The 20,915-nt window shown below is 65.5% G+C and carries 20 protein-coding genes; 10 read left to right on the forward strand and 10 right to left on the reverse strand.

Annotated elements, in window-relative coordinates:
• The first annotated feature begins 46 nt into the window (after positions 1-46).
• A complete protein-coding gene (locus QRQ56_RS29255) occupies positions 47-940 on the forward strand; it encodes a YihY/virulence factor BrkB family protein (RefSeq protein WP_438744659.1) in 894 nt (297 codons plus the stop codon).
• Here the strand turns inward: QRQ56_RS29255 and QRQ56_RS29260 are convergent.
• Both QRQ56_RS29260 and gluQRS read right to left on the reverse strand, forming a co-directional pair.
• Positions 867-2,156 (reverse strand): ATP-binding protein, encoded by a 1,290-nt coding sequence (locus QRQ56_RS29260; protein ID WP_438744661.1) that lies wholly within the window; start codon positions 2,154-2,156, stop codon positions 867-869. The genes QRQ56_RS29255 and QRQ56_RS29260 overlap by 74 nt on opposite strands.
• A 71-nt stretch (positions 2,157-2,227) precedes the next feature.
• Positions 2,228-3,124, reverse strand: coding sequence for a tRNA glutamyl-Q(34) synthetase GluQRS (gene gluQRS / locus QRQ56_RS29265; protein WP_438744662.1), 897 nt, complete (start codon positions 3,122-3,124; stop codon positions 2,228-2,230).
• A 115-nt stretch (positions 3,125-3,239) separates the two neighbouring features.
• On the opposite strand from gluQRS, the gene QRQ56_RS29270 reads away from it, so the two are divergent.
• The 6 genes from QRQ56_RS29270 (at position 3,240) to QRQ56_RS29295 (ending at position 9,226) form a co-directional block, all read left to right on the forward strand.
• Positions 3,240-3,980 (forward strand): DNA-3-methyladenine glycosylase family protein, encoded by a 741-nt coding sequence (locus QRQ56_RS29270; RefSeq protein ID WP_438744664.1) that lies wholly within the window; start codon positions 3,240-3,242, stop codon positions 3,978-3,980.
• A complete protein-coding gene (locus QRQ56_RS29275; protein ID WP_438744666.1) occupies positions 3,977-5,062 on the forward strand; it encodes a DUF2855 family protein in 1,086 nt (361 codons plus the stop codon). Before QRQ56_RS29270 ends, QRQ56_RS29275 begins: the two co-directional genes overlap by 4 nt.
• 79 nt (positions 5,063-5,141) lie before the next feature.
• A complete protein-coding gene (locus QRQ56_RS29280) occupies positions 5,142-6,917 on the forward strand; it encodes a flavin-containing monooxygenase (RefSeq protein WP_438744667.1) in 1,776 nt (591 codons plus the stop codon).
• Positions 6,918-6,975: 58 nt separating this feature from the next.
• Positions 6,976-7,953: a peptidyl-alpha-hydroxyglycine alpha-amidating lyase family protein gene (locus QRQ56_RS29285; RefSeq protein WP_438744668.1), complete on the forward strand. Its 978-nt coding sequence runs from the start codon at positions 6,976-6,978 to the stop codon at positions 7,951-7,953.
• Between the two features lie 214 nt (positions 7,954-8,167).
• Positions 8,168-8,725 (forward strand): HNH endonuclease, encoded by a 558-nt coding sequence (locus tag QRQ56_RS29290; protein WP_008142962.1) that lies wholly within the window; start codon positions 8,168-8,170, stop codon positions 8,723-8,725.
• Between the two features lie 162 nt (positions 8,726-8,887).
• Positions 8,888-9,226 (forward strand): hexameric tyrosine-coordinated heme protein, encoded by a 339-nt coding sequence (locus QRQ56_RS29295; RefSeq protein WP_438744669.1) that lies wholly within the window; start codon positions 8,888-8,890, stop codon positions 9,224-9,226.
• Here the strand turns inward: QRQ56_RS29295 and QRQ56_RS29300 are convergent.
• Together QRQ56_RS29300 and QRQ56_RS29305 are read right to left on the reverse strand one after the other, a co-directional pair.
• Positions 9,145-9,522 (reverse strand): cupin domain-containing protein, encoded by a 378-nt coding sequence (locus tag QRQ56_RS29300; protein WP_438744976.1) that lies wholly within the window; start codon positions 9,520-9,522, stop codon positions 9,145-9,147. The genes QRQ56_RS29295 and QRQ56_RS29300 overlap by 82 nt on opposite strands.
• A 128-nt stretch (positions 9,523-9,650) precedes the next feature.
• Positions 9,651-10,547 (reverse strand): DMT family transporter, encoded by an 897-nt coding sequence (locus QRQ56_RS29305; RefSeq protein ID WP_438744977.1) that lies wholly within the window; start codon positions 10,545-10,547, stop codon positions 9,651-9,653.
• 174 nt (positions 10,548-10,721) lie between these two features.
• Here QRQ56_RS29305 and QRQ56_RS29310 point away from each other — a divergent pair, with 174 nt between their 5' ends.
• The 3 genes from QRQ56_RS29310 (at position 10,722) to QRQ56_RS29320 (ending at position 13,770) form a co-directional block, all read left to right on the forward strand.
• The gene (locus tag QRQ56_RS29310) at positions 10,722-10,943 is read left to right on the forward strand and encodes a dodecin (RefSeq protein ID WP_438744671.1); all 222 of its coding nucleotides are present in this window, start codon (positions 10,722-10,724) and stop codon (positions 10,941-10,943) included.
• A 178-nt stretch (positions 10,944-11,121) separates the two neighbouring features.
• On the forward strand, positions 11,122-13,026 hold the full coding sequence (locus QRQ56_RS29315) for a sensor domain-containing diguanylate cyclase (protein WP_438744672.1): 1,905 nt from the start codon (positions 11,122-11,124) through the stop codon (positions 13,024-13,026).
• A 96-nt stretch (positions 13,027-13,122) separates the two neighbouring features.
• A complete protein-coding gene (locus tag QRQ56_RS29320; protein ID WP_438744673.1) occupies positions 13,123-13,770 on the forward strand; it encodes an HAD family hydrolase in 648 nt (215 codons plus the stop codon).
• Between the two features lie 12 nt (positions 13,771-13,782).
• Here QRQ56_RS29320 and QRQ56_RS29325 read toward each other — a convergent pair whose 3' ends face one another.
• Genes QRQ56_RS29325 through QRQ56_RS29350 form a run of 6 tightly spaced genes read right to left on the reverse strand, consistent with a single transcriptional unit; the run spans position 13,783 to position 20,711 of the window.
• Positions 13,783-15,036, reverse strand: a complete 1,254-nt coding sequence (locus QRQ56_RS29325; RefSeq protein ID WP_438744674.1) for an MFS transporter — start codon at positions 15,034-15,036, stop codon at positions 13,783-13,785.
• A 52-nt stretch (positions 15,037-15,088) separates the two neighbouring features.
• On the reverse strand, positions 15,089-16,057 hold the full coding sequence (locus tag QRQ56_RS29330; RefSeq protein WP_438744675.1) for an ABC transporter ATP-binding protein: 969 nt from the start codon (positions 16,055-16,057) through the stop codon (positions 15,089-15,091).
• A complete protein-coding gene (locus QRQ56_RS29335) occupies positions 16,054-17,049 on the reverse strand; it encodes an ABC transporter ATP-binding protein (RefSeq protein ID WP_438744676.1) in 996 nt (331 codons plus the stop codon). Before QRQ56_RS29335 ends, QRQ56_RS29330 begins: the two co-directional genes overlap by 4 nt.
• The gene (locus QRQ56_RS29340) at positions 17,049-17,966 is read right to left on the reverse strand and encodes an ABC transporter permease (RefSeq protein ID WP_438744678.1); all 918 of its coding nucleotides are present in this window, start codon (positions 17,964-17,966) and stop codon (positions 17,049-17,051) included. Before QRQ56_RS29340 ends, QRQ56_RS29335 begins: the two co-directional genes overlap by 1 nt.
• On the reverse strand, positions 17,932-18,891 hold the full coding sequence (locus tag QRQ56_RS29345) for an ABC transporter permease (RefSeq protein WP_438744680.1): 960 nt from the start codon (positions 18,889-18,891) through the stop codon (positions 17,932-17,934). The genes QRQ56_RS29340 and QRQ56_RS29345 overlap by 35 nt, the downstream gene beginning before the upstream one ends.
• Before the next feature lie 29 nt (positions 18,892-18,920).
• On the reverse strand, positions 18,921-20,711 hold the full coding sequence (locus QRQ56_RS29350) for a peptide ABC transporter substrate-binding protein (protein WP_438744682.1): 1,791 nt from the start codon (positions 20,709-20,711) through the stop codon (positions 18,921-18,923).
• Between the last annotated feature and the right edge of the window lie 204 nt (positions 20,712-20,915).

The raw sequence follows: 20,915 nt of genomic DNA on the forward strand, positions 1-20,915 counted from the left end.
GCCCCTCCCTACGTGCAGGGGGAGCGAGCAGCGGTGTAGGTGTCACGTGAAAGCCATCCGCTACATTTACTGCGTCGTGGAGGACGCGTTCTACACGTTCCTTGCCGACGACGGCTGGGCGATCGCGAGCCACATCGCGCTGTCGACGTTGATGGCGCTCTTCCCGTTCCTGATCGTGCTGACCTCGCTCGCCGGCTTCTTCGGCTCCAAGGAACTCGCCGATCAGGCCGCCAGCCTGATGCTGCAGATCTGGCCCAAGCAGGTCGCGGATTCGATCTCGGGCGAGGTCCACGACGTGCTGACCACCACGCGCACCGGCATTCTGACCATCGGCGCGGCGCTCTCGGTCTATTTCGCCTCCAACGGCGTCGAAGCGCTCCGGGTCGCGCTCAACCGCGCCTATGCGGTGGTCGAGATGCGGCGCTGGTACTGGCTGCGGCTGGAATCGATCGCCTACACGCTGATCGCGGCTTTCACCGCGCTCGCCATGGCGTTCCTGATCGTGCTCGGTCCGCTGCTGATCGAAGCGGCGCGACGCCATATCCCGCTGTTCGTCGAATCCAACGAAAGCATCCTGACCTGGCTGCGCTACGGCATCACCATCGGTGCGCTCGTGGTGGCGCTGATCATCCTCCACGCCTGGCTCCCGGCGGGACGGCGCAACTTCTTCCAGATCCTGCCCGGCATCGTCTTCACCATCGTGGCGTCGCTGATATCAGGCATCGTGTTCGGACAGTATCTGGCCCGCTTCGCCAACAATTACGTGACGATGTATGCGGGGCTCGCCTCGGTGATCATCGCGCTGGTGTTCCTGTATTTCATCGCCGCGATCTTCGTTTACGGCGGCGAGCTCAACGCCGCGATCATCAAGTCGCGGCTTCCACACGGCGTGTCGCTTCAAGCAGCGCAGTCGCTAGCGCCCGCGGAGACACAGGCTTGACCAGGAAGGCGTCGGCGCCGGCCTCGCGCGAGGCGGCCTCGTCCTCGCCGCGACCGGACACCCCGATGATCGGGATCTGAGCCAGCGGCGTCTCCATGGTGCGGATCCGCCTGATGGCCTCGACACCGTCGATGCCGGGCAGCACCATGTCCATCAGCACCGCATCGAACGCGCCCTGCGCGAGCCGGCCGACCGCGTCCTCACCGCGGCCGATGAACTCGGCGTGATGGCCGAGTTCGGTCAGGATGGTGTTGAGCACGACGCGGCCGAACGGATTGTCCTCGACGCTGAGAACGCGCAGCGCCGCGACCGCATCCGCTCCGGCCTCGCCCTTGGCCCTGCCCGATTTGCCCGATCCTGTGGCGTCCAGCGATACCGTCAGGGTGAATGTGGCGCCGCCGCCGCGTCGCGGCGCGACGGTGATGTCGCCGCCCATCGCCCGCGCCAACTGCTTGACCGAGGAGAGCCCCAGGCCCGCGCCGCCGAAGCGCGAGGCGATGGTGACATTGGCCTGGGTGAACGGGCGGAACAGGCGCTTGATCTCGGCCATGGTCAGGCCGATGCCGCTGTCGGACACCGCGAAGGCCACGCTGACCCGGCCTTTGGTCTTGGCCTTGGTTTGGGCTTTGGTCTTGGCCTTGCCCTTCTCCTTAGCAGGCGCGATCGCCATCGCCACGCCGCCCTGATCGGTGAACTTCACGGCATTGTCGATCAGGTTCTCGAGCGCGGCGCGCAGGCGGACGGGATCGCCGACCACGAGGCCGGGCAGCTTGTCGGAGATATCGACCTGGGCCTGGAGACCCTTGGCCGCGGCGCGGCCCGCAAGCGAATCGCCGGCGCTGCGCGCGAGCGTCCTGAGGTCGAACAGGTCCTGCCGTAGCGTGCTGCCGCTCTTCCCGGCCCCCTTGCCGGTTCGGGCGGCATCCACGAACAGCGTGGCCAGGCTCGCCAGATGCTCGGCACCGGCCTTGATGGTGTCGGCCCAGCGCCGCTCCCGTTCGCCGAGATCGGAGGTCGCGAGCAGGTCGCTGATCGCCAGAATGCCGGTCAGGGGGGTACGGACCTCATGGGCAAAGGCGGCGAGCGCCGCCTGGACCACGTCGGGCCCGGCCGCTGCGGTGCTGCGCTTGCGCGCCGCCGCGGCGGGTGCGGACCGCTTTCGGCCCCCCCGTTTGGACGTCCGCGTGGTGCGCGCTGGGCGCTTCTTCGCCGCCATGAATCCCCTTCGAAGTATTCCCTTCGGGCCCCGGGCTGTTTTTCGACCATGGCACGGTCAAATACCCGGAGTCACGGCGACGTTTCGCTAACCCCCAGAGAAACTTGACCTAATCCCACCAGCTGGCGGACGCCGGCCGGCGTGATCCCGGCCGCGCGCAAGGCGCGCAGACCGGTCGATTGGCTCGACTTCGACAGCTTCCGCCCCGCCTCGTCGCAAATCAGGCGGTGATGGCGATAGGCGGGTTCCGGCAGGCCGAGCAGGACCTGGAGCAGCCGATGGACGGACGTTGCATGAAACAGGTCCTGGCCGCGCACGATTTCGCCGACGCCCTGGAGCGCATCGTCGACGACGACGGACAGATGGTAGCTGGTCGGCGTCTCCTTGCGCGCAAGGATCACGTCGCCCCAGAGTTCCGGCCGCACCGGGAAACGCTCGCCCCCGGGCTTCTCGCCGAGTTCATTCCACGTCAGGCCGGCGACGCGCCGGCAGGCGGCCGCCATGTCGAGCCGCAGCGCGAAAGGCGCGCCTGACGCCATCAGGCGCGCCCGCTCGTCGGCCGGCAGCGACCTGGCATCGCCGGGATAGAGCGGCGCGCCGTCGGGATCGCGCGGCCAGGGGCCATCCGCCTCGCGCGCGGCAACGAGCTTTGCGATCTCGGCGCGGCTCTCGAAGGCGGGATAGACGAGGCCAAGCGCCGACAATTTGTCGAGCGCCGCGCGATAGTCGGCCAGATGCTCCGACTGCCGCCGCACGGGCGTCTCCCACGCAATCCCGAGCCAGGCGAGGTCCTCGTCAATCGCCGCCTCGAACTCCGGCCGGCACCGCGTCGCGTCGATGTCCTCGATCCGCAGCAACAGCCGGCCGCCCGTCTCGCGCGCGCGGTCGAAGTTCAGCAGGGCCGAATAGGCATGGCCGAGATGAAGCAAGCCGTTGGGGCTGGGGGCAAATCGGAAAACGGGTGGCATCGGTTGCAGGGACCTCGTCATTGCCGGGCTTGACCCGGCAATCCATCTTCCACGACTCTGTTACGATAGGAGATGGATGCGCGGGTCAAGCCCGCGCGTGACAAGTTGAGTGACCATGACCATTCACCTCGAAACCCAGTCCGATCTCGAAGAGGCCGTTCACGCGCTGATCAAGCGCGATCCGCGCCTGAAGCCGGTGTTCGAGATCGCGGGCATGCCGGCATTGCGGCGGCGCGAGCCGGGGTTCGCGGGGCTTGCCCATATCGTCTGCGGGCAGCAATTGTCGACCGCGAGCGCCGCGGCGATCTGGGGACGGCTGTCGGCCGCTTTCGATCCGTTCGACCATGAGGCGGTCGGCCGCGCCCGCGCCGACCGGCTGGGGCGGCTCGGCCTCTCCGCCGCCAAGATCAAGACGCTGAAGCATCTGGCGCGCGAGATCAGCGCGCAGCGGCTGAACCTCGACGTGCTCGCCGAGGAAGACGCCGACGCCGCGCATCACACGTTGATCGCGCTGCCCGGCATCGGCCCCTGGACCGCGGACGTCTATCTGTTGTTCTGCCTCGGCCATGGCGATGCCTGGCCGGCGGGCGACCTCGCCGTGCAGGAGGCCATCAAGATCGGCCTCGGCCTCCAGGCGCGGCCGACGGAGAAGCAGATGGCGCCGCTCGCCGAGCTCTGGCGTCCGCTGCGCGGCGCGGCGGCGCATCTGTGGTGGAGCTATTATCGCGCCGTGAAGAAGCGCGAGGGCGTGCTCGCAGGCGAGGCAAACGCCGTTTCAAACAATGTTGCTGTTGCAAAGGCCTCGCGCGTCAAGGAGAAGATGCCGGCACGGAAGAAGCCGAGGCCATCACCATGACGTCGACCGACTTCGTCGTTGCGCGCAACGACCTCGAGCAGTTCAAGCTGATCGAGACCGCCATTCCCGATGCCGCCACGCTGCCGGCGGATGCACTGCTGGTGAAGGTCGAGCGCTTCGCGCTGACCGCCAACAACATCACCTATGCCGTGATGGGCGACGAGCTGAAATACTGGCAGATCTTTCCGGCGCCGCAGGGGTTTGGCAACATCCCGGTGTGGGGATTTGGCGAGGTGATCGCCTCGAAACATCCCGCCATCGCCATGGGCGAGCGGCTGTTCGGCTATTTTCCGATGGCGACGCATCTGGTCATCGAGGCCACCGACGTCAGCAAGCGCGCGCTGCGCGACGGCGCCGAGCATCGCAAGCAAGTCTCGCCGGTCTACAACTTCTATTCCCGCGCAACGGACGATCCGGCCTTCGCCGGCCATCAGGGCGATCTGCAGGCGCTGCTGCGGCCGTTGTTCATGCTGTCCTTCATGGTCGACGACTTCCTCGCCGAGAACGACGATTTTGGCGCGCGCAGCGTGCTGCTCTCCAGCGCCTCCAGCAAGACCGCGTTCGGGCTTGCTCACCTGCTGCACACGCGCGGCCGCAAGGTGATCGGACTGACGTCAGCAGGCAATGCCGGCTTCGTCGGCTCGCTGCCCTGCTACGACGAGGTCGTCACCTATGATCGCGTCAGCTCCCTGCCGGCGGATGCGCCGGTTGCGTTCGTCGACATGGCCGGCAGCAGCGCGCTGCGGGCCGAGCTGCACCACCATTTCGGCGACCAGATGAAATGCTCGGTGCGTGTCGGTTTGACGCACCGCGCCACCGACGCTGAGGAAGGCACGCTGCCCGGCGCGAAGCCGCGCTGGTTCTTCGCGCCCGACCAGATCCGCAAGCGCGCCAAGGAATGGGGACCCGGCGGCCTCGAGCAGCGTTTTGGCGCGGCATGGTCGGGCTTTGCACCGCTTCTGGAGAAATGCCTTACCGTGGTCGAGAGCCGCGGACCGCAGGCCGTGCAGCGCGCCTATCTCGACACGCTGAAGGGGCGCATTCCGCCTGAGCAGGGGCACATGCTCTCGCTGCTCGGGTAAAGCGCTTTTGGCATGGGCTGATCCGGTATAGCCTTCGACCTCAGAGGAAACGCCGCGAAAGACGGCCACGAGGTCGCGCATGCTCGACAAGACCAAGGATCCATCTGTCTGCACCCAGGCATGGCTCGACGATTTCGAGCGCGCGCTCGGCAAGCCCGAGCCCGCCGCGCTGAATCATCTTTTGCTCGCCGACAGTTTTTGGCGCGACGTGCTGGCGCTGAGCTGGACCCTTCAGACGCTCGCCGGCCGCGAGGCGATCACGCAAGCGCTGGCTGCGCTCGCGCCCAAGGCGCTACCCGTCAAGTTCGAGATCGCACCCAACCGCGCGCCGCCGCGCCAGGTGACGCGCGCCGGCACCGGCAGCATCGAGGCGATCTTCAATTTCGAAACCTCGATCGGGCGCGGCAGCGGCATCGTCCGGCTCGTTCCCGATCCCGCCGACGGCGACCGCCTGAAAGCGTGGACGCTACTCACCGCGCTCGACGAGCTGAAGGGGTTCGAGGAGCAGCTCGGCACTTCGCGCCCGCGCGGCCAAGCCTATTCGCGCGATTTCCGTGGACCGAACTGGCTCGATCTGCGCAACACCTCGCGCGATTACGCGAAGCGCGATCCGGCCGTGCTGGTGGTCGGCGGCGGCCAGGCCGGGCTCGCGATCGCGGCGCGGCTGAAGCAACTGCAGGTCGACACGCTGATCGTCGACCGCGAGGCGCGGATCGGCGACAATTGGCGCAAGCGCTATCACGCCCTGACCCTGCACAACCAGGTGCAGGTGAATCACCTGCCCTACATGCCGTTTCCGCCGAACTGGCCGACCTATATCCCCAAGGACAAGCTCGCCAACTGGTTCGAGGCTTACGTCGATGCGATGGAGCTGAACTTCTGGACCGGCACGGAATTCGAAGGCGGCGCCTATGACGAGGCGACCGGACGCTGGACGGTGACATTGCTCCGTGCCGACGGCAGCAGGCGCACCATGCATCCGCGCCACGTGATCATGGCCACCGGCGTCAGCGGCATCGCCAACATTCCCTCGATTCCGACCCTCGATAATTTCAAGGGTACGCTGTTGCATTCCAGCCGCTACGAGGACGGCGAGAACTGGACCGGCAAGCGCGCGATCGTGATCGGCACCGGCAACAGCGGTCACGACATCGCGCAGGATCTCTATTCCAGCGGCGCCGAAGTCACGCTGGTGCAACGCTCGCCCACGCTCGTCACCAACATCGAGCCGTCGGCGCAGCTCGCTTATGCCACCTACAATGAAGGCACGCTCGAGGACAACGATTTGATCGCCGCCTCGATGCCGACGCCGCTGGCGAAGAAGACGCATGTGATGCTGACGGAGCATTCGAAGCAGCTCGACAAGGAGCTGCTCGACGGCCTTACTCGCGTCGGCTTCAAGCTTGACTTCGGCGAGGCCGGAACGGGGTGGCAGTTCAAATACCTCACCCGCGGCGGCGGCTATTACTTCAACGTCGGCTGCTCCAATTTGATCGTCGAGGGCAAGATCAGCCTCAGGCAGTTCGACGACATCGAAAGTTTTGCGAGCGACGGCGCGCGGATGAAGGACGGCTCGACCATCGCGGCCGACCTCATCGTGCTTTCCACAGGCTACAAGCCACAGGAATATCTCGTGCGAAGACTGTTTGGCGATGGCATCGCCGACCGCGTCGGCCCGATCTGGGGCTTCGGCGACGGCCTCGAGCTGCGCAACATGTATGCGCGCACCGGGCAGCCCGGCCTCTGGTTCATCGCCGGCAGCCTCGCGCAGTGCCGGATCAACTCGAAATATCTCGCACTGCAGATCAAGGCGATCGAGGAAGGGATTTTGGGGCGTGAGGTGAGCACGGCTTAAGCCCGATCATTGTGAGGAGACGATTGCGCAACGCATGACGAACAGGGAGAGACCACACATGCCAGCCATTCTCGGCAGCGGCGAGCACCGCTACCGCGTCGTCGATAATTTCGCGAAACTGCCGGACGGCTGGCAGCTCAGCGACGTCGCCTCCGTCGCGGTCGACAGCCGTGACCAGATCTACGTCTTCAACCGCGGCGAACATCCGATGGTGGTGCTGGACCGCGAGGGCAATTTCCTGCGGAGCTTCGGCGAAGGGCTGTTCTCGCGCGCGCACGGACTGCACATCGACGCCGACGACAATCTCTATTGCACCGATGACGGCGACCATACCGTGCGCAAATGCACCACCGACGGCAAGGTGCTGCTGACGATCGGCATCCCCGCAAAGCCCGCGGCGTTCATGAGCGGCGATCCCTTCCACCGCTGCACCCACACCGCGCTGTCGCCGAAGGGCGAGATCTACGTCTCCGACGGCTATGGCAATGCGCGCGTGCACAAATTCACGCCCGACGGCAAGCTGATCAAGAGCTGGGGCGAGCCCGGCACCGATCCCGGCCAGTTCAACATCGTGCACAATATCGCCACCGATGCCGACGGCTGGGTCTATGTCGCCGACCGCGAGAACCATCGCGTGCAGGTGTTCGACGGCGAGGGTAGATACGAGACGCAGTGGAACAACCTGCATCGCCCCTGCGCGCTGTGCTGCTGCGGCGGGCCGAAGAAACCGACCTTCGTGATCGGCGAGCTCGGCCCCGGCATGGCCGTCAACCGCAAGGTACCCAATCTCGGGCCACGGCTGTCGATCGTGGACGCCACGGGCAAGCGCATCGCGCGGCTCGGCGGCGAGGACGGGCCCGGCATTGCCAGCGGCAAATTCCTGGCGCCGCACGGCATCGCACTGGATTCGAAAGGCGACATCTATATCGGCGAGGTCGGCGTCACCGACTGGAAGACGAGCTTTCCCGACGAGGAGATGCCGGCCGTCGTGCGCGCGAGCCGATGCTTGCAGAAGCTGGAGCGGGTACGGGAGTAGCTGCCATGGCGGGGGGCGACGCGCAGGGTAGCCGGTTCCGCGCTGGCCGGGTCAACCCTTCGGGATCGCTGCTTTTTCAGCGCTTTTGCCATTTCGCCGCCGCATTGCGCGCACCTGAATAAGTCGCTCAACGGGCTTCACAATCCCGTCACGCTGCATGTAGTATGTCAGGACATGCTGCTTCGCAGCGTATATTGGAGGCCGGGAGCGTTACTTGAACGCACATGTCTCGCAAGGCAGTTGGCCGGTGTTGGTGCTGAATGCGGACTTCCGGCCGCTGAGTTACTACCCACTGTCTCTGTGGTCGTGGCAGGACGCGATCAAGGCGGTGTTCCTCGATCGCGTCAACATCGTCGCTCATTACGATCAGGCGGTTCACAGCCCCACGCTGCAGATGCAGCTGCCGAGCGTCGTCTCGCTCAAATCCTTCGTCAAGCCGACCACCCATCCGGCCTTCACCCGGTTCAACGTCTTCCTGCGCGATCGTTTCGCCTGCCAATATTGCGGCTCGCCCGAAGACCTCACCTTCGATCACATCATCCCGCGCAGCAAGGGCGGCCAGACCACCTGGGAGAACGTGGTCGCGGCGTGCTCGCCCTGTAACCTGCGCAAGGGAAATCTCACGCCGGCGCAAGCCAAGATGTTTCCGCGCCAGAGCGCGTTCGCGCCGACCGTGCACCAGCTCCACCGCAACGGCCGACTGTTTCCGCCGAACTACCTGCACGACAGCTGGCTGGACTATCTCTACTGGGATACGGAGCTGGATCCGTAATATTGGTCGCCGAGCACATCGTCAGCGGCATGTAAGGGCGAGATCCATTCCGATATCGCCCTCGGCCAGGACGGCAGCCAAATTCGGTGTCGACAAGCTCCCTCGACGAGAGCCAAATACCTCGTGCAACGGCTCCGTTCGATACGACCAAGGAGACGCGCCATGAGCGAAAATTGGCTTCCCTCGCTGAAGACCGACACTCCGCAGGCCGGCTTCGAACTCGCGGTCAAGCTCTCGAGGATGGGCGTGAAGATCACGCAACCCTCCGACGAAGTTCGTTCACGCCTGCGGACCGCCTATGAGCAGGATTCGGAGCAGCTCATCGCGACGTCACATGTGATCGCGGTGCACTTCCAGTGCCGTCGCGGCGGCGAACAATTGGTGGCGCTGACGTCGGCGCCTCGCTTCGAGGCTCCTCTTCAGGTCCCGAAGAGAATCGTCAGAAGGAGGGAGGAATCCTCGATGCCTTTGAGCGAGTGGATCGCGTCGCCGGTGAGGTAGACCCACTCGCCGGCTCGCAAGGTGATCGCGGAATCCGCCAGACCGAGCGATATGCTGCCTTCAAGGCAGTGCAGCATGATGTTGCCGGGCACCTTGTGCGGCGGGATTTCCGTTCCGGCCAGGACGACCAGCCGTGCCGCCTCGAAATGCTCCGATTTGACGATAGCCGCCGTCTTGGCGTCCTTCAACTGACCGCCAAGCGGCCGCAAATCGACGATCTCTCCCGGTTTCGCATGCTGTAACGCCACGATGTCCTCCCTCGCCACTGGGTGCGCCGCCCGCCAGCAATCCGCCAATCGCCGAAATCGTTCCCGGCCACGCGGCATTGCTGCCGGCTTCCGAGCGCGCGGCAACATTCTCAGCCGTACCGGCTTATTCGCCGGCTCGCAATACGTCGCGGACTGCCACCGGCATCCCCTGTTCGTCAATCGGCCGGCGCAGCCGAGCGCTGCAAGGCCAGCGTCACGCCGCCAAGCGTGAGCGCCATCGCGGTCCATTCGCGATAGCCGAGCGGCTCGCCGAGAATGATCGCGGCGGAAACCACGCCGATCACGGGCACGATCAGCATGCCGGTCGAGGCCGTGGTCGGCGGCAGACGGCGCAGCGTCTCGAACCAGCTGACGTAGCAGATGCCCATCGGCACCAGCGTCATATAGACGAAGCAGCCGAGCCCCAACGGGGTGATCGCGGTGACGTCGGGATGCTCGAACAGCACGCCGAGGACCAGCATCGCGGCGCAGCCGAGCCCGACCTGCCAGGCGACCACGACCAGGGGCGGCATCGGCAGCGGCTTGCGGTTGAGTACGTTGCCGAGCGCGAACAGGATGGCGCAGAGCAGCGCCAGCGCAATCCCGATCAGCTTGTCGGGGCCGAAAGCGAAGCCGTTGCCGCTCAGCAGCAGCGTGACGCCGGCGACGCCAAGGACGAGCCCGAAGATGTCCCGCAGGGTCGGCCGCGCATGCAGCACCGGCCAGGCGAACAGCATCGCCCAGATCGGCATGGTGTAGGCGAGCAAGGCTCCCTCGCTCACCGTGACGTATTTCATCGCGACCGTGCCGAGCCCCATCCAGGCGAACACGTTGGTGAAGGTCGCGAAGGCCAGCCGCGGGATGGCCTCTCGCGGCACGGCAAACGATTCCTTCCGGCCGAGCACCAGCGCGCCGAGGATGAGCGAGGCGCAGACGCCCGCAAGCCCGCGCGCGAACAGCGGCGGCCATTGCTGGAGCAGCAGCTTCATCAGCGGCCAGTTCAACGCCCAGCCCAAGGCCGTCACGCAGAGGCAGAGAGAGCCGATCGTCCTGTCGCGTCGCGCCGAATCCATCATTAGCGCTTAGCAGGCAGGCGCGGCCGGCTCCACCTCGGCCCGCGCATGCGGCCCATCGCGGGACAGGGAACCCGAAGCGCCCTCCGCTTGTTCAGAGTCGACGCCATGGGCGCTCGATGGACGAGCCACCAAACGCCTTGGCCGGCCGCAAGATGAAACAGGGGAAGAGCCATGCCCGCAACCGAGAGTGATCACGTCTACAAGATCCTCGACCTCGTCGGATCGTCCGAGACCTCGATCGAGGACGCGATCAAGAATGCGATCAGCCGCGCCGCCAAGACCGTTCGCGAGATGAAATGGTTCGAGGTGGTGCAGACGCGCGGCCACATCGAGAACGGCGTCGTGCGCCATTATCAGGTGACCCTGCGCGTCGGCTTCACGCTGGAGGGCTGACGCGGCGGCCATGCGGAACAGTCACGCACGGCGCGTGGTGATCATTCGTCTGAGATAAGGCGACTGGGATATCCACAGCCGTATCCGGTCGAGTACGGGTCCGCCGCAATCATCACAAATATTGCAACAGGCCGTTAAGATCAAAGTGAGAGGTTTGCACCGATTTGGAGCAAGCCTGATGGTCACGAGCCGCGAACTCGGCAAGACGCGTCTTCCGCTCTGGGCGGCAGGGTTTGTTGTCCTGATTTGCGTGGCGATCCTGGGCTTGAGTTCCTGGCGAGAATGGGAAGCGCGCAAGGCCGATCTCAGGAATGCCGAAGTCGACGTCACCAATCTGGCTCATTCACTGGTCCAGCATGCGGACGACACGTTCGAGCTCGTCGACACGCTCCTGGTCGGGCTGGTCCACCGGCTCGAGCTCGACGGAACCGGACCGGACACGATCGCAAAGCTGCAGGCCTATCTGCCGACGCGCAAATCATCGGATCGCATCCGCGGCATCTTCGTCTATGACGCGAGCGGCCAGTGGCTTGCCACGACCGAGCGTCTCGACTTCTCCAAGCTCAACAACAGCGACCGCGAATATTTCCGGCGCCACCGCGACTCGCCGGAGACCGGCACGCTGATCGGACCTCCGGTCAAGAGCCGCGCCGGAGGCCAGTGGATCATCACCGCGTCCCGCCGGATCAACGATTCCGACGGCGGCTTTGCCGGCGTTGCCCTGCTCACGATTGACGTCAGCTATTTCGTCAAGTTCTACGAGCGGTTCGACATCGGACCGAACGGCTCGGCTTCGCTGCTCAACACCAGCGGCATCATGCTGGCGCGCACCGGTGACGAGAGCGGCGCCTTCGTCGGACGCGATCTGTCCAATACGCCCTTGTTCAAGGGGTGGGACAGCCGCCCGGCCGCGGCGGTCTACTATTTCAAGTCGCCGCTCGATGGCGTGCAGCGGCTGAGCTACTACCAGCGCAGCAGCCGCTATCCCCTGGTGGTGCTGGCGAGCAAGTCGCAGGACGACGTGCTGGCTCCCTGGCGGCGCGCTGCGACCGCGCGGATGGCCTTCGTCCTCGGCCTCGTCCTGCTGATTGCGGTGATCGGCTACTATCTTGTCGGCCAGCTGCTGCAGCGGCAACGCACCGCCCAGGCCCTCATCGCCAAGGAAGCCAATTTCCGCCTGTTGGCCGAGCAATCCAGCGACATGGTGACCCGCATCGCGCTGGACAACCGGCTGCTCTACGTCTCTCCCTCCAGCGCGCGCATCACCGGCTGGCCGGCCGAAGACCTGCTGGGCACGTCGGCCCTGGCCGGCATTCACGCGGACGACATGGAGCGGGTCGATCAGGCCATCGCGGCGCTGAAGAACGGCGAAGCCGAGGAGGCGCGGTTCGTCTATCGCCAGCGCCATCGCGACAAGGGCGAGATCTGGGCCGAGGCGGCGCTGCACGTGACCCTGGCGTCGGACAGCGGCGCGATCGACGGCGTCGTCGCGGTCGTGCGCGACATGACCGAGCAGAAGGATCTTCAGGACAGGCTCGCCTCGCTGGCAACGACCGACGGCCTCACGGGCCTTGCCAACCGGCGCGCATTCGACGAGCGCCTGGCCGAAGAATGGGCGCGTGCCCGGCGCGACGGCACGCAGCTGTCGCTGTTGCTGATCGACGTCGATCACTTCAAGAAGTTCAACGACCATTACGGACATCTGGCGGGCGACGCCTGCCTGCGCGCGCTCTGCCGGATTCTATCCGCCCAGGCCAGGCGCCCCGCCGACCTGGCTGCGCGCTATGGCGGCGAGGAATTCGCTGTTCTGTTGCCGAACACCGGCCCTGACGGCTGCGCCGAGGTCGGTGAGGGAATTCGCCGGGCACTGCAGGAGCTCGCCATGCTGCACGGGCAAAATCCGTCGTCCCGGCTGGTGACTGCGAGCCTCGGCGGCGCGTCGGCTGTTCCGTCCGAGACGACGATGGACTGCAGCACGCTGGTCGCCGCCGCCGACCGCGCACTCTACGCCGCCAAGGACGGCGGCCGTGACCGGCTGGTGATGTCCGGGCAGGTCATACCATGGCCCGCGAAGACCGCGTGACGGGATCGACCGCTCACCAGGCGCCGCGCGAATTCCGCCTTCGCTCCGGCATTTGTCGTCCGCATTCGGGAAGCGTATGAATCGGAGCGCGGCCGGATGTTCGGCCACTCCGAGAGTGCTGCCGTGACCAATCGAATCAAGCTCGTCCTCTTCGACATGGACAATGTGCTCTGCGACTATGACAGGGCAAAGCGCGTCGCATGTCTGGCGGAGCTTGCGGGGACAAGCAGCGGCGCCGTCCACGCGGCGATCTGGGACAGCGGATTCGAGCTGCTCGGCGATTCCGGCGCGCTCGAGGCTGCCGACTATCTGCAAGGCTTTGGGTCACGCATCGGCTATCCCCTCTCGCTTGCGGAGTGGGTAGAGGCGCGGCGCCGCTCCATGCAGGCGGATCGCGCGATGCTCGAGATCGTCGGCCGCTTGCGACAGAGCGTCGATATTGCCGTACTGACCAACAACACCACGCTGGTGGCCGACCACATCGACACGCTGCTGCCGGAGCTGCGTCCGCTGTTCGGCTCCCGCATCTACACTTCGGCCCAGTTCAGGACGGCCAAGCCGGATCCGCGCTGCTACCGGCTCTGCCTCTCCGAGCTGCAGGCGGCACCCGAGACCGTTCTCTTCGTCGACGACCTCGCGCAGAATGTCGCGGGAGCTGAGGAAGCCGGTCTCCTGGCGCATCATCACACCACGCCGGAGGCTTTCAGGCAGGCGCTCGCAAGGCACGGTCTGCTCGCGGTGTGAGCGGACGCCGGGTCAGGCCAGCTCCGCGCCGCGCCGCTCCGGAACCAGCGCGAGCAGCGCCACGACGTCGAGCAGATAGAGCAACGCCAGAGCACCGATCGCCGTCGGAAAGCCGTAGGATGCGCTGATCAGGCCGACCACAAGCGGACCGAAGCCTGCGACCGCGCGGCCGATATTGAAGAACACGTTTTGCGCGGTCGCCCGCGCGGCGGTCGGATACAGCTCGCTCATCAGCGCGCCGTAGCCACCGAGCATGCCGTTGACGAAGAAGCCCATCACGGCGCCGCCGACCAGCAGCGCCGTGGCGGCGGTCAACTGCGAATAGACCAGCACCATGATTGCGGCGCCCAGCATGTAGACCAGGAACGCGGGGCGGCGGCCGAAGCGATCGGCCGCATGGCCGAACAGGAAGATGCCGAGCGCCATGCCGGCAACGGTGACGGAGGTCCAGACCGCCGATTGGGTGAGGCCATAGCCGAACCGCGTCGAGAGATAGTTCGGCAGCCAGATCATGATGCCGTAATAGCCGAAATTCTGCACCGAGCAGAGGATGACCATGGCGAGGCTGATCTTGGTCGTCTCTCTGTCGGCGACGAGCGAGCGAAGCGAGGCGATGGCATCCGTCGTCGTGGCCCTGTGGGCGAGGAAGATGTCGGGCTCGTGCAGCCTGCGCCGGATCACATAGGCGGCGAGCGCCGGAAACAGCCCGATCGCGAACATGCCGCGCCAGCCGATGAGCGGCAGAAGCATCGGCGTCGCCAGCGCCGCGCAAAGCACACCGAATTGCCAGCCGAGACCGACATAAGAGGTCGCGCGCGCCCGCTTGTCCGACGGCCAGGCTTCGGCGACCAGCGCCATGCCGATGCCGAACTCGCCGCCGAGCCCGATGCCCGCGATGGCCCGGTAGATCATGAGATCCCAATAGCCCTGGGCCAATGCGCACAGCCCCGTGAAGACCGCGAACAGGACGATGCTCCAGGTCAGGACGCGGACCCGTCCGAGCCGGTCGGACAGCAGGCCGAAGATGAAGCCGCCGAGCACTGCCCCGACCAATGTTGCCGTCACAAGCGAGGCCGCCTGCGGCTGCGTCAGATGGAGATCTTTCGAGATTGCCGTCAGCATGAAACCGAGGATGAGAAGATCGAACCCATCCATGGCGTAGCCCAGCGCGGATCCCCACAGCGCCCGGCGCGCGTCTGAGCTGACATCGGTGGTTTGACTCGAAAGCGGCTGCGCGTCAGCCGCGGCGAAACCGGCGTCCTGCATCTGGCTCTCGTTCCCCCTCTCCGCGCGAAGCTCTCGACATCGCCCGTCTGCGTCAGGCGAGATGGCACGCCACGAAATGGCCGCCCGCGCCTTCCTTCAGCACCGGCGCACTCTCCGCGCAGCGCGGCTGGGCGATCGGGCAGCGGGTGTGGAAGTGGCAGCCCGACGGCGGCTTCATCGGGCTCGGCACGTCGCCCTTGAGGCGGATGCGCTCGCGCTTGAGCTTGGGATCGGGCACCGGCACTGCGGACAGCAACGCCCTGGTGTAGGGATGCTGCGGATTGCGGTAGAGGTCGCTGGCCTTGGCGAGCTCGACGATGCGGCCGAGATACATCACCGCGACGCGGTCCGAGATGTGCTCGACCACCGAGAGGTCGTGCGCGACGAAGAGATAAGTCAGATTCAGCTCGGCCTGGAGATCTTCGAGGAGGTTGATGACCTGGGCCTGGATCGAAACGTCGAGCGCCGAGACCGGCTCGTCGCAGACGATCAGCTTCGGCTCGACCGCGAGCGCGCGGGCGATCACGATGCGCTGGCGCTGACCGCCAGAGAACTCGTGCGGATAGCGCCGCATGTGCTCAGCCTTCAGGCCGACCTTGACCAGGAGGCCAGCGACACGGTCCTCGCGCTCTTTCGCCGAGGTCGCAAGATTATGGATGGTGAAGGCCTCGCCGAGGATGGCGCCGACCGTCATGCGCGGATTGAGCGAGGCGAACGGATCCTGGAACACCAGCTGCATGTTCCGCCGCATCGCGCGCAGATCGTTGCCGCCGAGCTGGCGCACGTCCTGCCCGTCGAACATGACCTCGCCGTCGGTCGGCTCGATCAGGCGCAGCACGCAGCGTCCCGTCGTCGACTTGCCGCAGCCGGATTCGCCGACCAGACCGAGCGTCTCGCCGCGGTCGACCGAGAACGACACGCCGTCGACCGCATAGACGGTCCCGACCTGGCGCGACAGCAGACCACCGAGCACGGGGAAATGTTTCTTCAGGCCGCTGACGCGGAGCAAGGGCTCGCTCATGACGCGGCTCCCAGGTTCGGATCGCCGAGATGGCAGGCCATGCGGTGGCCGGGCGAGATCTCGCGCAGCAGCGGCTCCTTCTCGGTGCAGACGTTCATGGCGAACTTGCAGCGCGGCGCAAAGCGGCAGCCGACCGGCGGATTGATCAGGATCGGCACCGAGCCGCCGATCGCCTCCAGCCGCGTCTTGTGCTCGCTGTCGAGATCGATGCGCGGGATCGAGCGGATCAGCCCTTGCGTGTAGGGATGACCCGGGTCGCCGAACAGATCGTCGACGGGCGCCTCCTCCACCACCTTGCCGGCATACATCACGACGACGCGCTGCGCGGTCTCGGCGACCACGCCCATGGCATGGGTGATCAGCATCACCGCCATGCCGAAGCGCTCCTTCATGTCCTGCAGGAGGTCGAGGATCTGCGCCTGGATGGTGACGTCGAGCGCGGTGGTGGGCTCGTCGGCGATGATCAGCTTCGGCTTGCAGGCGAGCGCCATCGCGATCATCACGCGCTGGCGCATGCCGCCGGAGAACTGGTGCGGATAGTTGTGCACGCGGCCTTCGGCGTTCGGGATCTGCACCAGCTTCAGCATCTCGATGGTGCGCTCGAGCGCCTGCTTCCTGGTCACGGCTTCGTGCCGGCGCAGGCTCTCTGCGATCTGCTCGCCGATGGTCAGCACCGGATTGAGCGAGGTCATCGGCTCCTGGAAGATGAAGCCGATCTCCTTGGCGCGGATCTCGTCGAGCTGATTGCTGGTCAGCGGCACCAGATCGCGGCCCTCGAAGATGATCTGGCCCGCCGCGATCCGGCCCGGCGGCATCGCGATCAGTTTCAGGATCGACATCGCGGTCACGGTCTTGCCGCAGCCGGATTCGCCGACGACGCAGAGCGTCTCGCCCTTGTTGATGGAGATGTCGACGCCGTCGACGGCCTGGAGGATGCCGTCGTCGGTGGAGAAGTGGGTCTTCAGTCCCTTGATCTCGAGCAGCGGCGCCATCAGATCACCCGTCGCGCATCGAGCGCGTCACGCAGACCGTCGCCGATGAAGTTGATGGCGACCACCGCGACGAAGATCGCGCCGCCCGGAAACAGCGCCCAGTGCGGGCCGATGTCGAGAAAGTCCTTTGCGTCGTACAGCAGCCGGCCCCAGGTCGGAGTATCCGGCGGAAAGCCGAGGCCGAGGAAGGACAGCGTCGATTCCGCGATGATGGCGGCAGCGACGTCGATGGTACCGGCGATGATCACCGGGCCGAGCGCATTGGGCAGGATATGTCTGATGACCTGCCGCACCGGGCTGGCGCCGAGCGCGCGCGCCGCCTCGACGAACTCCTTCTCGCGAATCGACAGGAACTGGGCGCGCACGAGCCGCGCCACCGGCATCCAGCGCAAGCCCCCGATCACCAGCACGATCAGGATGAAGATGCCGCCTTCGGGCCCGAACACCTGCTTCAGCCCGTCGCGGAACAGATAGATCAACAGCAGCAGCAGCGGCAATTGCGGCAGAGACAGGAACAGGTCGGTGAGCCACATCAGGCCGTGCCCGAGCGCGCCGCGCGACATGCCGGCGAGCGCGCCGATCAGTGTCCCGATGAAGACCGAGACCAGCATCGCGGCGAGGCCGACCGCGAGCGAGATCCGGCCGCCATAGATCATGCGCGCCAGGATGTCCTGGCCGAGATCGTCGGTGCCGAAGGGATGAGCGAGCGAGGGCCCCTGCATGCCGGCGACGATGTCGATCTCGTTGATCTTGATGCGCCACACGAAGGGCCCGACCACCACGGCGAGCACCAAGATGAGGAGCAGGAAGGCGCTGACGACGGCGAGCCGGTGGCGGCTGTAACGCCGCCACGTCTCGCGCCAGGGCGAGTAGACGCGCCGCTCAGCGGAAGGAGATGCGAGGGTCAAGCCAGCCATAAAGGACGTCCGCGATGAGATTGAACAGCACGACGAGGCACGCGAAGACGAAGGTCACCGCCATCACGACCGGCGTGTCGTTGGACAGGATCGAAGAGATCAGCAGCGAGCCAATGCCGGGAATACGGAAGATCTGCTCGGTGACGATGGCGCCGCCGAACACCGCGGGCATCTGCAACGCGATCAGCGTCACGACCGGGATCATGGCGTTGCGCATCACGTGCTTGACGATGACCTTGGCCTGGCCGAGCCCCTTGGCGCGCGCCGTGGTGACGTAGTCGAGCCGGATCACGTCCAGCATCGCCGAGCGCACGAAGCGCGTCATCGACGCCGCCTGGAACAGGCCGAGCACCGCCACCGGCATGATCGCCTGGCGGATCATCTCCAGCACCCAGCGGATGCCGGTCGCCTTGATGTCGGTGGTGTAGACGAACGGCAGCCAGTCCAGCGTGACCGAGAAGATCAGGATGAAGAGGATGCCGGTGAAGAAGGTCGGCAGCGAGAAGCCGACGAAGGCGAGCGTGTTGGCGATCTGGTCGAACAGCGAATAGGGCTTCGTCGCGGCATAGACGCCGACCGGGATCGCGATCATCAGCGCCAGGAGCTGCGCCGAGCCGATCACGTAGAGCGTGGCCGGCAGGCGCTGGAGGATCAGCTTGTCGACGTCCATGCGGCTGACGAAGGAGAAGCCCCAGTCGCCGTGCAGCATGGCGTTGAGCCAATGCAGGTAGCGAAGGTAGATCGGGTCGTCGAGGCCGAACTTGGCCCGAAGTGCGGCCTGCACTTCGGGCGGGACGTTCGGATTGGTCGCCAGTTCCGAGAAGGGATCGCCGGGCGCGAGCGCCAGCACGAAGAACAGCACGGCCGAGATTCCGAGCAAGCTCGGAATCGCGATCAGCAGGCGACGCAGGACATATTGAGACATAGGGGAAGATCCCGCCTAGGTGTGCGCGATCATCCTTCCCGATACCAGTCGAACAGATTGTCGGTCTCGTTGGCCCAGCCGCTGATGACACAGACCAGATTGTTGGCGGCCGCCTCGACCTTCAGACGATGCTGGACCGGAATGAACACGGTGTCTTCCCACATCAGATCGTTGGCCTTGATGTAGAGCGCAGCCCGCTTGACCGGGTCCATCTCCATGTCGGCCGCGTTGATCGCGGCGTCATAGTCCTTGTTGACCCAGCGCGGGAAGTTGGTGCCCTGCCACTTGTTCTCCTTGGTCGCGACCGACGTGGAGAGATAGCGGCGCATGTGCTGCGACGGGTCCGGCTGGCTGAGCGGGATCTGGAACATCTCGATATCGGCGTAGAACTTCGGATAGGTGTCGGGATTGGCGACGTCGGACGAGAAGAACACCGAGGCCACCACCGATTTCAGCTCGACGTCGATGCCCGCCTTCTGACAGGCCTGCTTGATGATCGCCTGGGTCTTCTGGCGCGGACCGTTGATCGAGGTCTGGTACAGCAGCTTCAGCTTCTTGCCGTCCTTCTCGCGGATGCCGTCGGCGCCGGGCTTCCAGCCGCCGTCCTCGAGCATCTTGGCGGCCTTCTCGACGTTGAATTCCCAGGATGTGTTCTTGGAGACGAACTTCTCGGGACCGTTGAGGAAGTTCGCGGTGGTGCGGCCGGCGCGGCCGTAGATCGCCTTCTTGACGGACTCGCGGTCCACCAGCAGCGACAATGCCTTTCGCACGACGGGATCGGAGAACAGGGGATGCTTGGTCTTCATCGACGAACGCTCGCCGTCGACCTCGACGTTCGGGTCGGTGAAGTTGAGCGCGATGAACTCGGTGTCGCCGCCCACGGCATAGACGGTCTTGCCCTTGCCGCCCTTCTCCAGGCGAAGCAGCACGTCGTCCTCGACCTGGATGTTCCAGCCGAAATCATATTCGCCGGTCTGGATCACCGCACGCGCGGCCGAGACGGCATCGCCGCCGCCCTTCATCTCGATCGAATCGAAATAGGGGCGGTTGGCCATGTGATAGTCGGGATTGATCACGCCGCGGATGAGATCACCCGGCTTGAACTCGACGAACTTGTAGGGGCCGGTCCCGACCGGCGCGAGGTTGGTCGGCGCTTCCCGCGACTTGCTGCCCGTGAAGTCGGCAAACAGGTGCTTGGGGAGAATGGTGTTCGGGGCTCCGACGAAGGCGTCCGCCCAGAACGGCGTCGGCTTCGGGAAAGAGATCTTGACCGTGAGATCGTCGATCTTCTCGACGGTAAGGTCGCGATAGCTTGCGATGGTTACGGCCGCAGTGGCCGGATCCTTGATGTACTGCCAGGTGAATACGACGTCGTCGGCCGTGAACGGCTTGCCGTCATGCCACTTCACGCCGGGCTTCAGTTTCCACGTCACCGACTTGCCGTCGGCGGCGAGCAGCCCGTTCTGGATCGACGGGATCTCGGTCGCTAGCACCAGCTTCATGTTGCCGTCCGGGTCCCAGCAGGCGAGCGGCTCGTAGAACAGTCGCGAGCCGTCCTGGTCCTTGGTGCCGGTGGCGAAATGCGGATTGAGCAGGGTCGGACCCTGCCACCACAGCAGTTTCAGCGCACCGCCGCCGCCGCGCTTGGTCGGCTTGTAGGTCGAGGGGCCCTCGGCCATGGCGACGCCGCCGAGCGCGAGGATCTGGTTGGCGAGGGGAGCGGTGAGACCGACCGCGGCCATGCGCTTGATGAAGGCGCGGCGATCCATCCGCCCGTCCTTCACCTGACCGATCATCGAACGCAGTTCTTTATCCAGCATGGTTGTCCCCCGTCTGGTTCCCATCGTGATGAAGACGGCCAGCAAGAGGTGACCGCCCAATTAGCTGGCAGTAGATGGCACACCGAATGGGGGGCGCGTCAACTGCGACCGTGTGTATGCAAACGGTCTTCTGGCTGTCTGTTGGGCAAAACTGCGTCTCACAGCCCATCCGTTCGGCAATCCAGCATCAAAACATGCTGGATT

Origin of the sequence: Bradyrhizobium sp. U531, from assembly GCF_051710265.1 — a bacterium.
Classification (GTDB): Bacteria; Pseudomonadota; Alphaproteobacteria; order Rhizobiales; family Xanthobacteraceae; genus Bradyrhizobium.

What these genes read in the sequence shown, in the direction of transcription:
- QRQ56_RS29260 (WP_438744661.1), bottom strand. Translation starts at nt 2,156, where the DNA reads ATGGCGGCGAAGAAGCGCCCAGCGCGCACCACGCGGACGTCCAAACGG.
- gluQRS (WP_438744662.1), bottom strand. Translation starts at nt 3,124, where the DNA reads ATGCCACCCGTTTTCCGATTTGCCCCCAGCCCCAACGGCTTGCTTCAT.
- QRQ56_RS29270 (WP_438744664.1), top strand. Translation starts at nt 3,240, where the DNA reads ATGACCATTCACCTCGAAACCCAGTCCGATCTCGAAGAGGCCGTTCAC.
- QRQ56_RS29275 (WP_438744666.1), top strand. Translation starts at nt 3,977, where the DNA reads ATGACGTCGACCGACTTCGTCGTTGCGCGCAACGACCTCGAGCAGTTC.
- QRQ56_RS29280 (WP_438744667.1), top strand. Translation starts at nt 5,142, where the DNA reads ATGCTCGACAAGACCAAGGATCCATCTGTCTGCACCCAGGCATGGCTC.
- QRQ56_RS29285 (WP_438744668.1), top strand. Translation starts at nt 6,976, where the DNA reads ATGCCAGCCATTCTCGGCAGCGGCGAGCACCGCTACCGCGTCGTCGAT.
- QRQ56_RS29295 (WP_438744669.1), top strand. Translation starts at nt 8,888, where the DNA reads ATGAGCGAAAATTGGCTTCCCTCGCTGAAGACCGACACTCCGCAGGCC.
- QRQ56_RS29305 (WP_438744977.1), bottom strand. Translation starts at nt 10,547, where the DNA reads ATGGATTCGGCGCGACGCGACAGGACGATCGGCTCTCTCTGCCTCTGC.
- QRQ56_RS29310 (WP_438744671.1), top strand. Translation starts at nt 10,722, where the DNA reads ATGCCCGCAACCGAGAGTGATCACGTCTACAAGATCCTCGACCTCGTC.
- QRQ56_RS29315 (WP_438744672.1), top strand. Translation starts at nt 11,122, where the DNA reads ATGGTCACGAGCCGCGAACTCGGCAAGACGCGTCTTCCGCTCTGGGCG.
- QRQ56_RS29320 (WP_438744673.1), top strand. Translation starts at nt 13,123, where the DNA reads ATGTTCGGCCACTCCGAGAGTGCTGCCGTGACCAATCGAATCAAGCTC.
- QRQ56_RS29325 (WP_438744674.1), bottom strand. Translation starts at nt 15,036, where the DNA reads ATGCAGGACGCCGGTTTCGCCGCGGCTGACGCGCAGCCGCTTTCGAGT.
- QRQ56_RS29330 (WP_438744675.1), bottom strand. Translation starts at nt 16,057, where the DNA reads ATGAGCGAGCCCTTGCTCCGCGTCAGCGGCCTGAAGAAACATTTCCCC.
- QRQ56_RS29335 (WP_438744676.1), bottom strand. Translation starts at nt 17,049, where the DNA reads ATGGCGCCGCTGCTCGAGATCAAGGGACTGAAGACCCACTTCTCCACC.
- QRQ56_RS29340 (WP_438744678.1), bottom strand. Translation starts at nt 17,966, where the DNA reads ATGGCTGGCTTGACCCTCGCATCTCCTTCCGCTGAGCGGCGCGTCTAC.
- QRQ56_RS29345 (WP_438744680.1), bottom strand. Translation starts at nt 18,891, where the DNA reads ATGTCTCAATATGTCCTGCGTCGCCTGCTGATCGCGATTCCGAGCTTG.
- QRQ56_RS29350 (WP_438744682.1), bottom strand. Translation starts at nt 20,711, where the DNA reads ATGCTGGATAAAGAACTGCGTTCGATGATCGGTCAGGTGAAGGACGGG.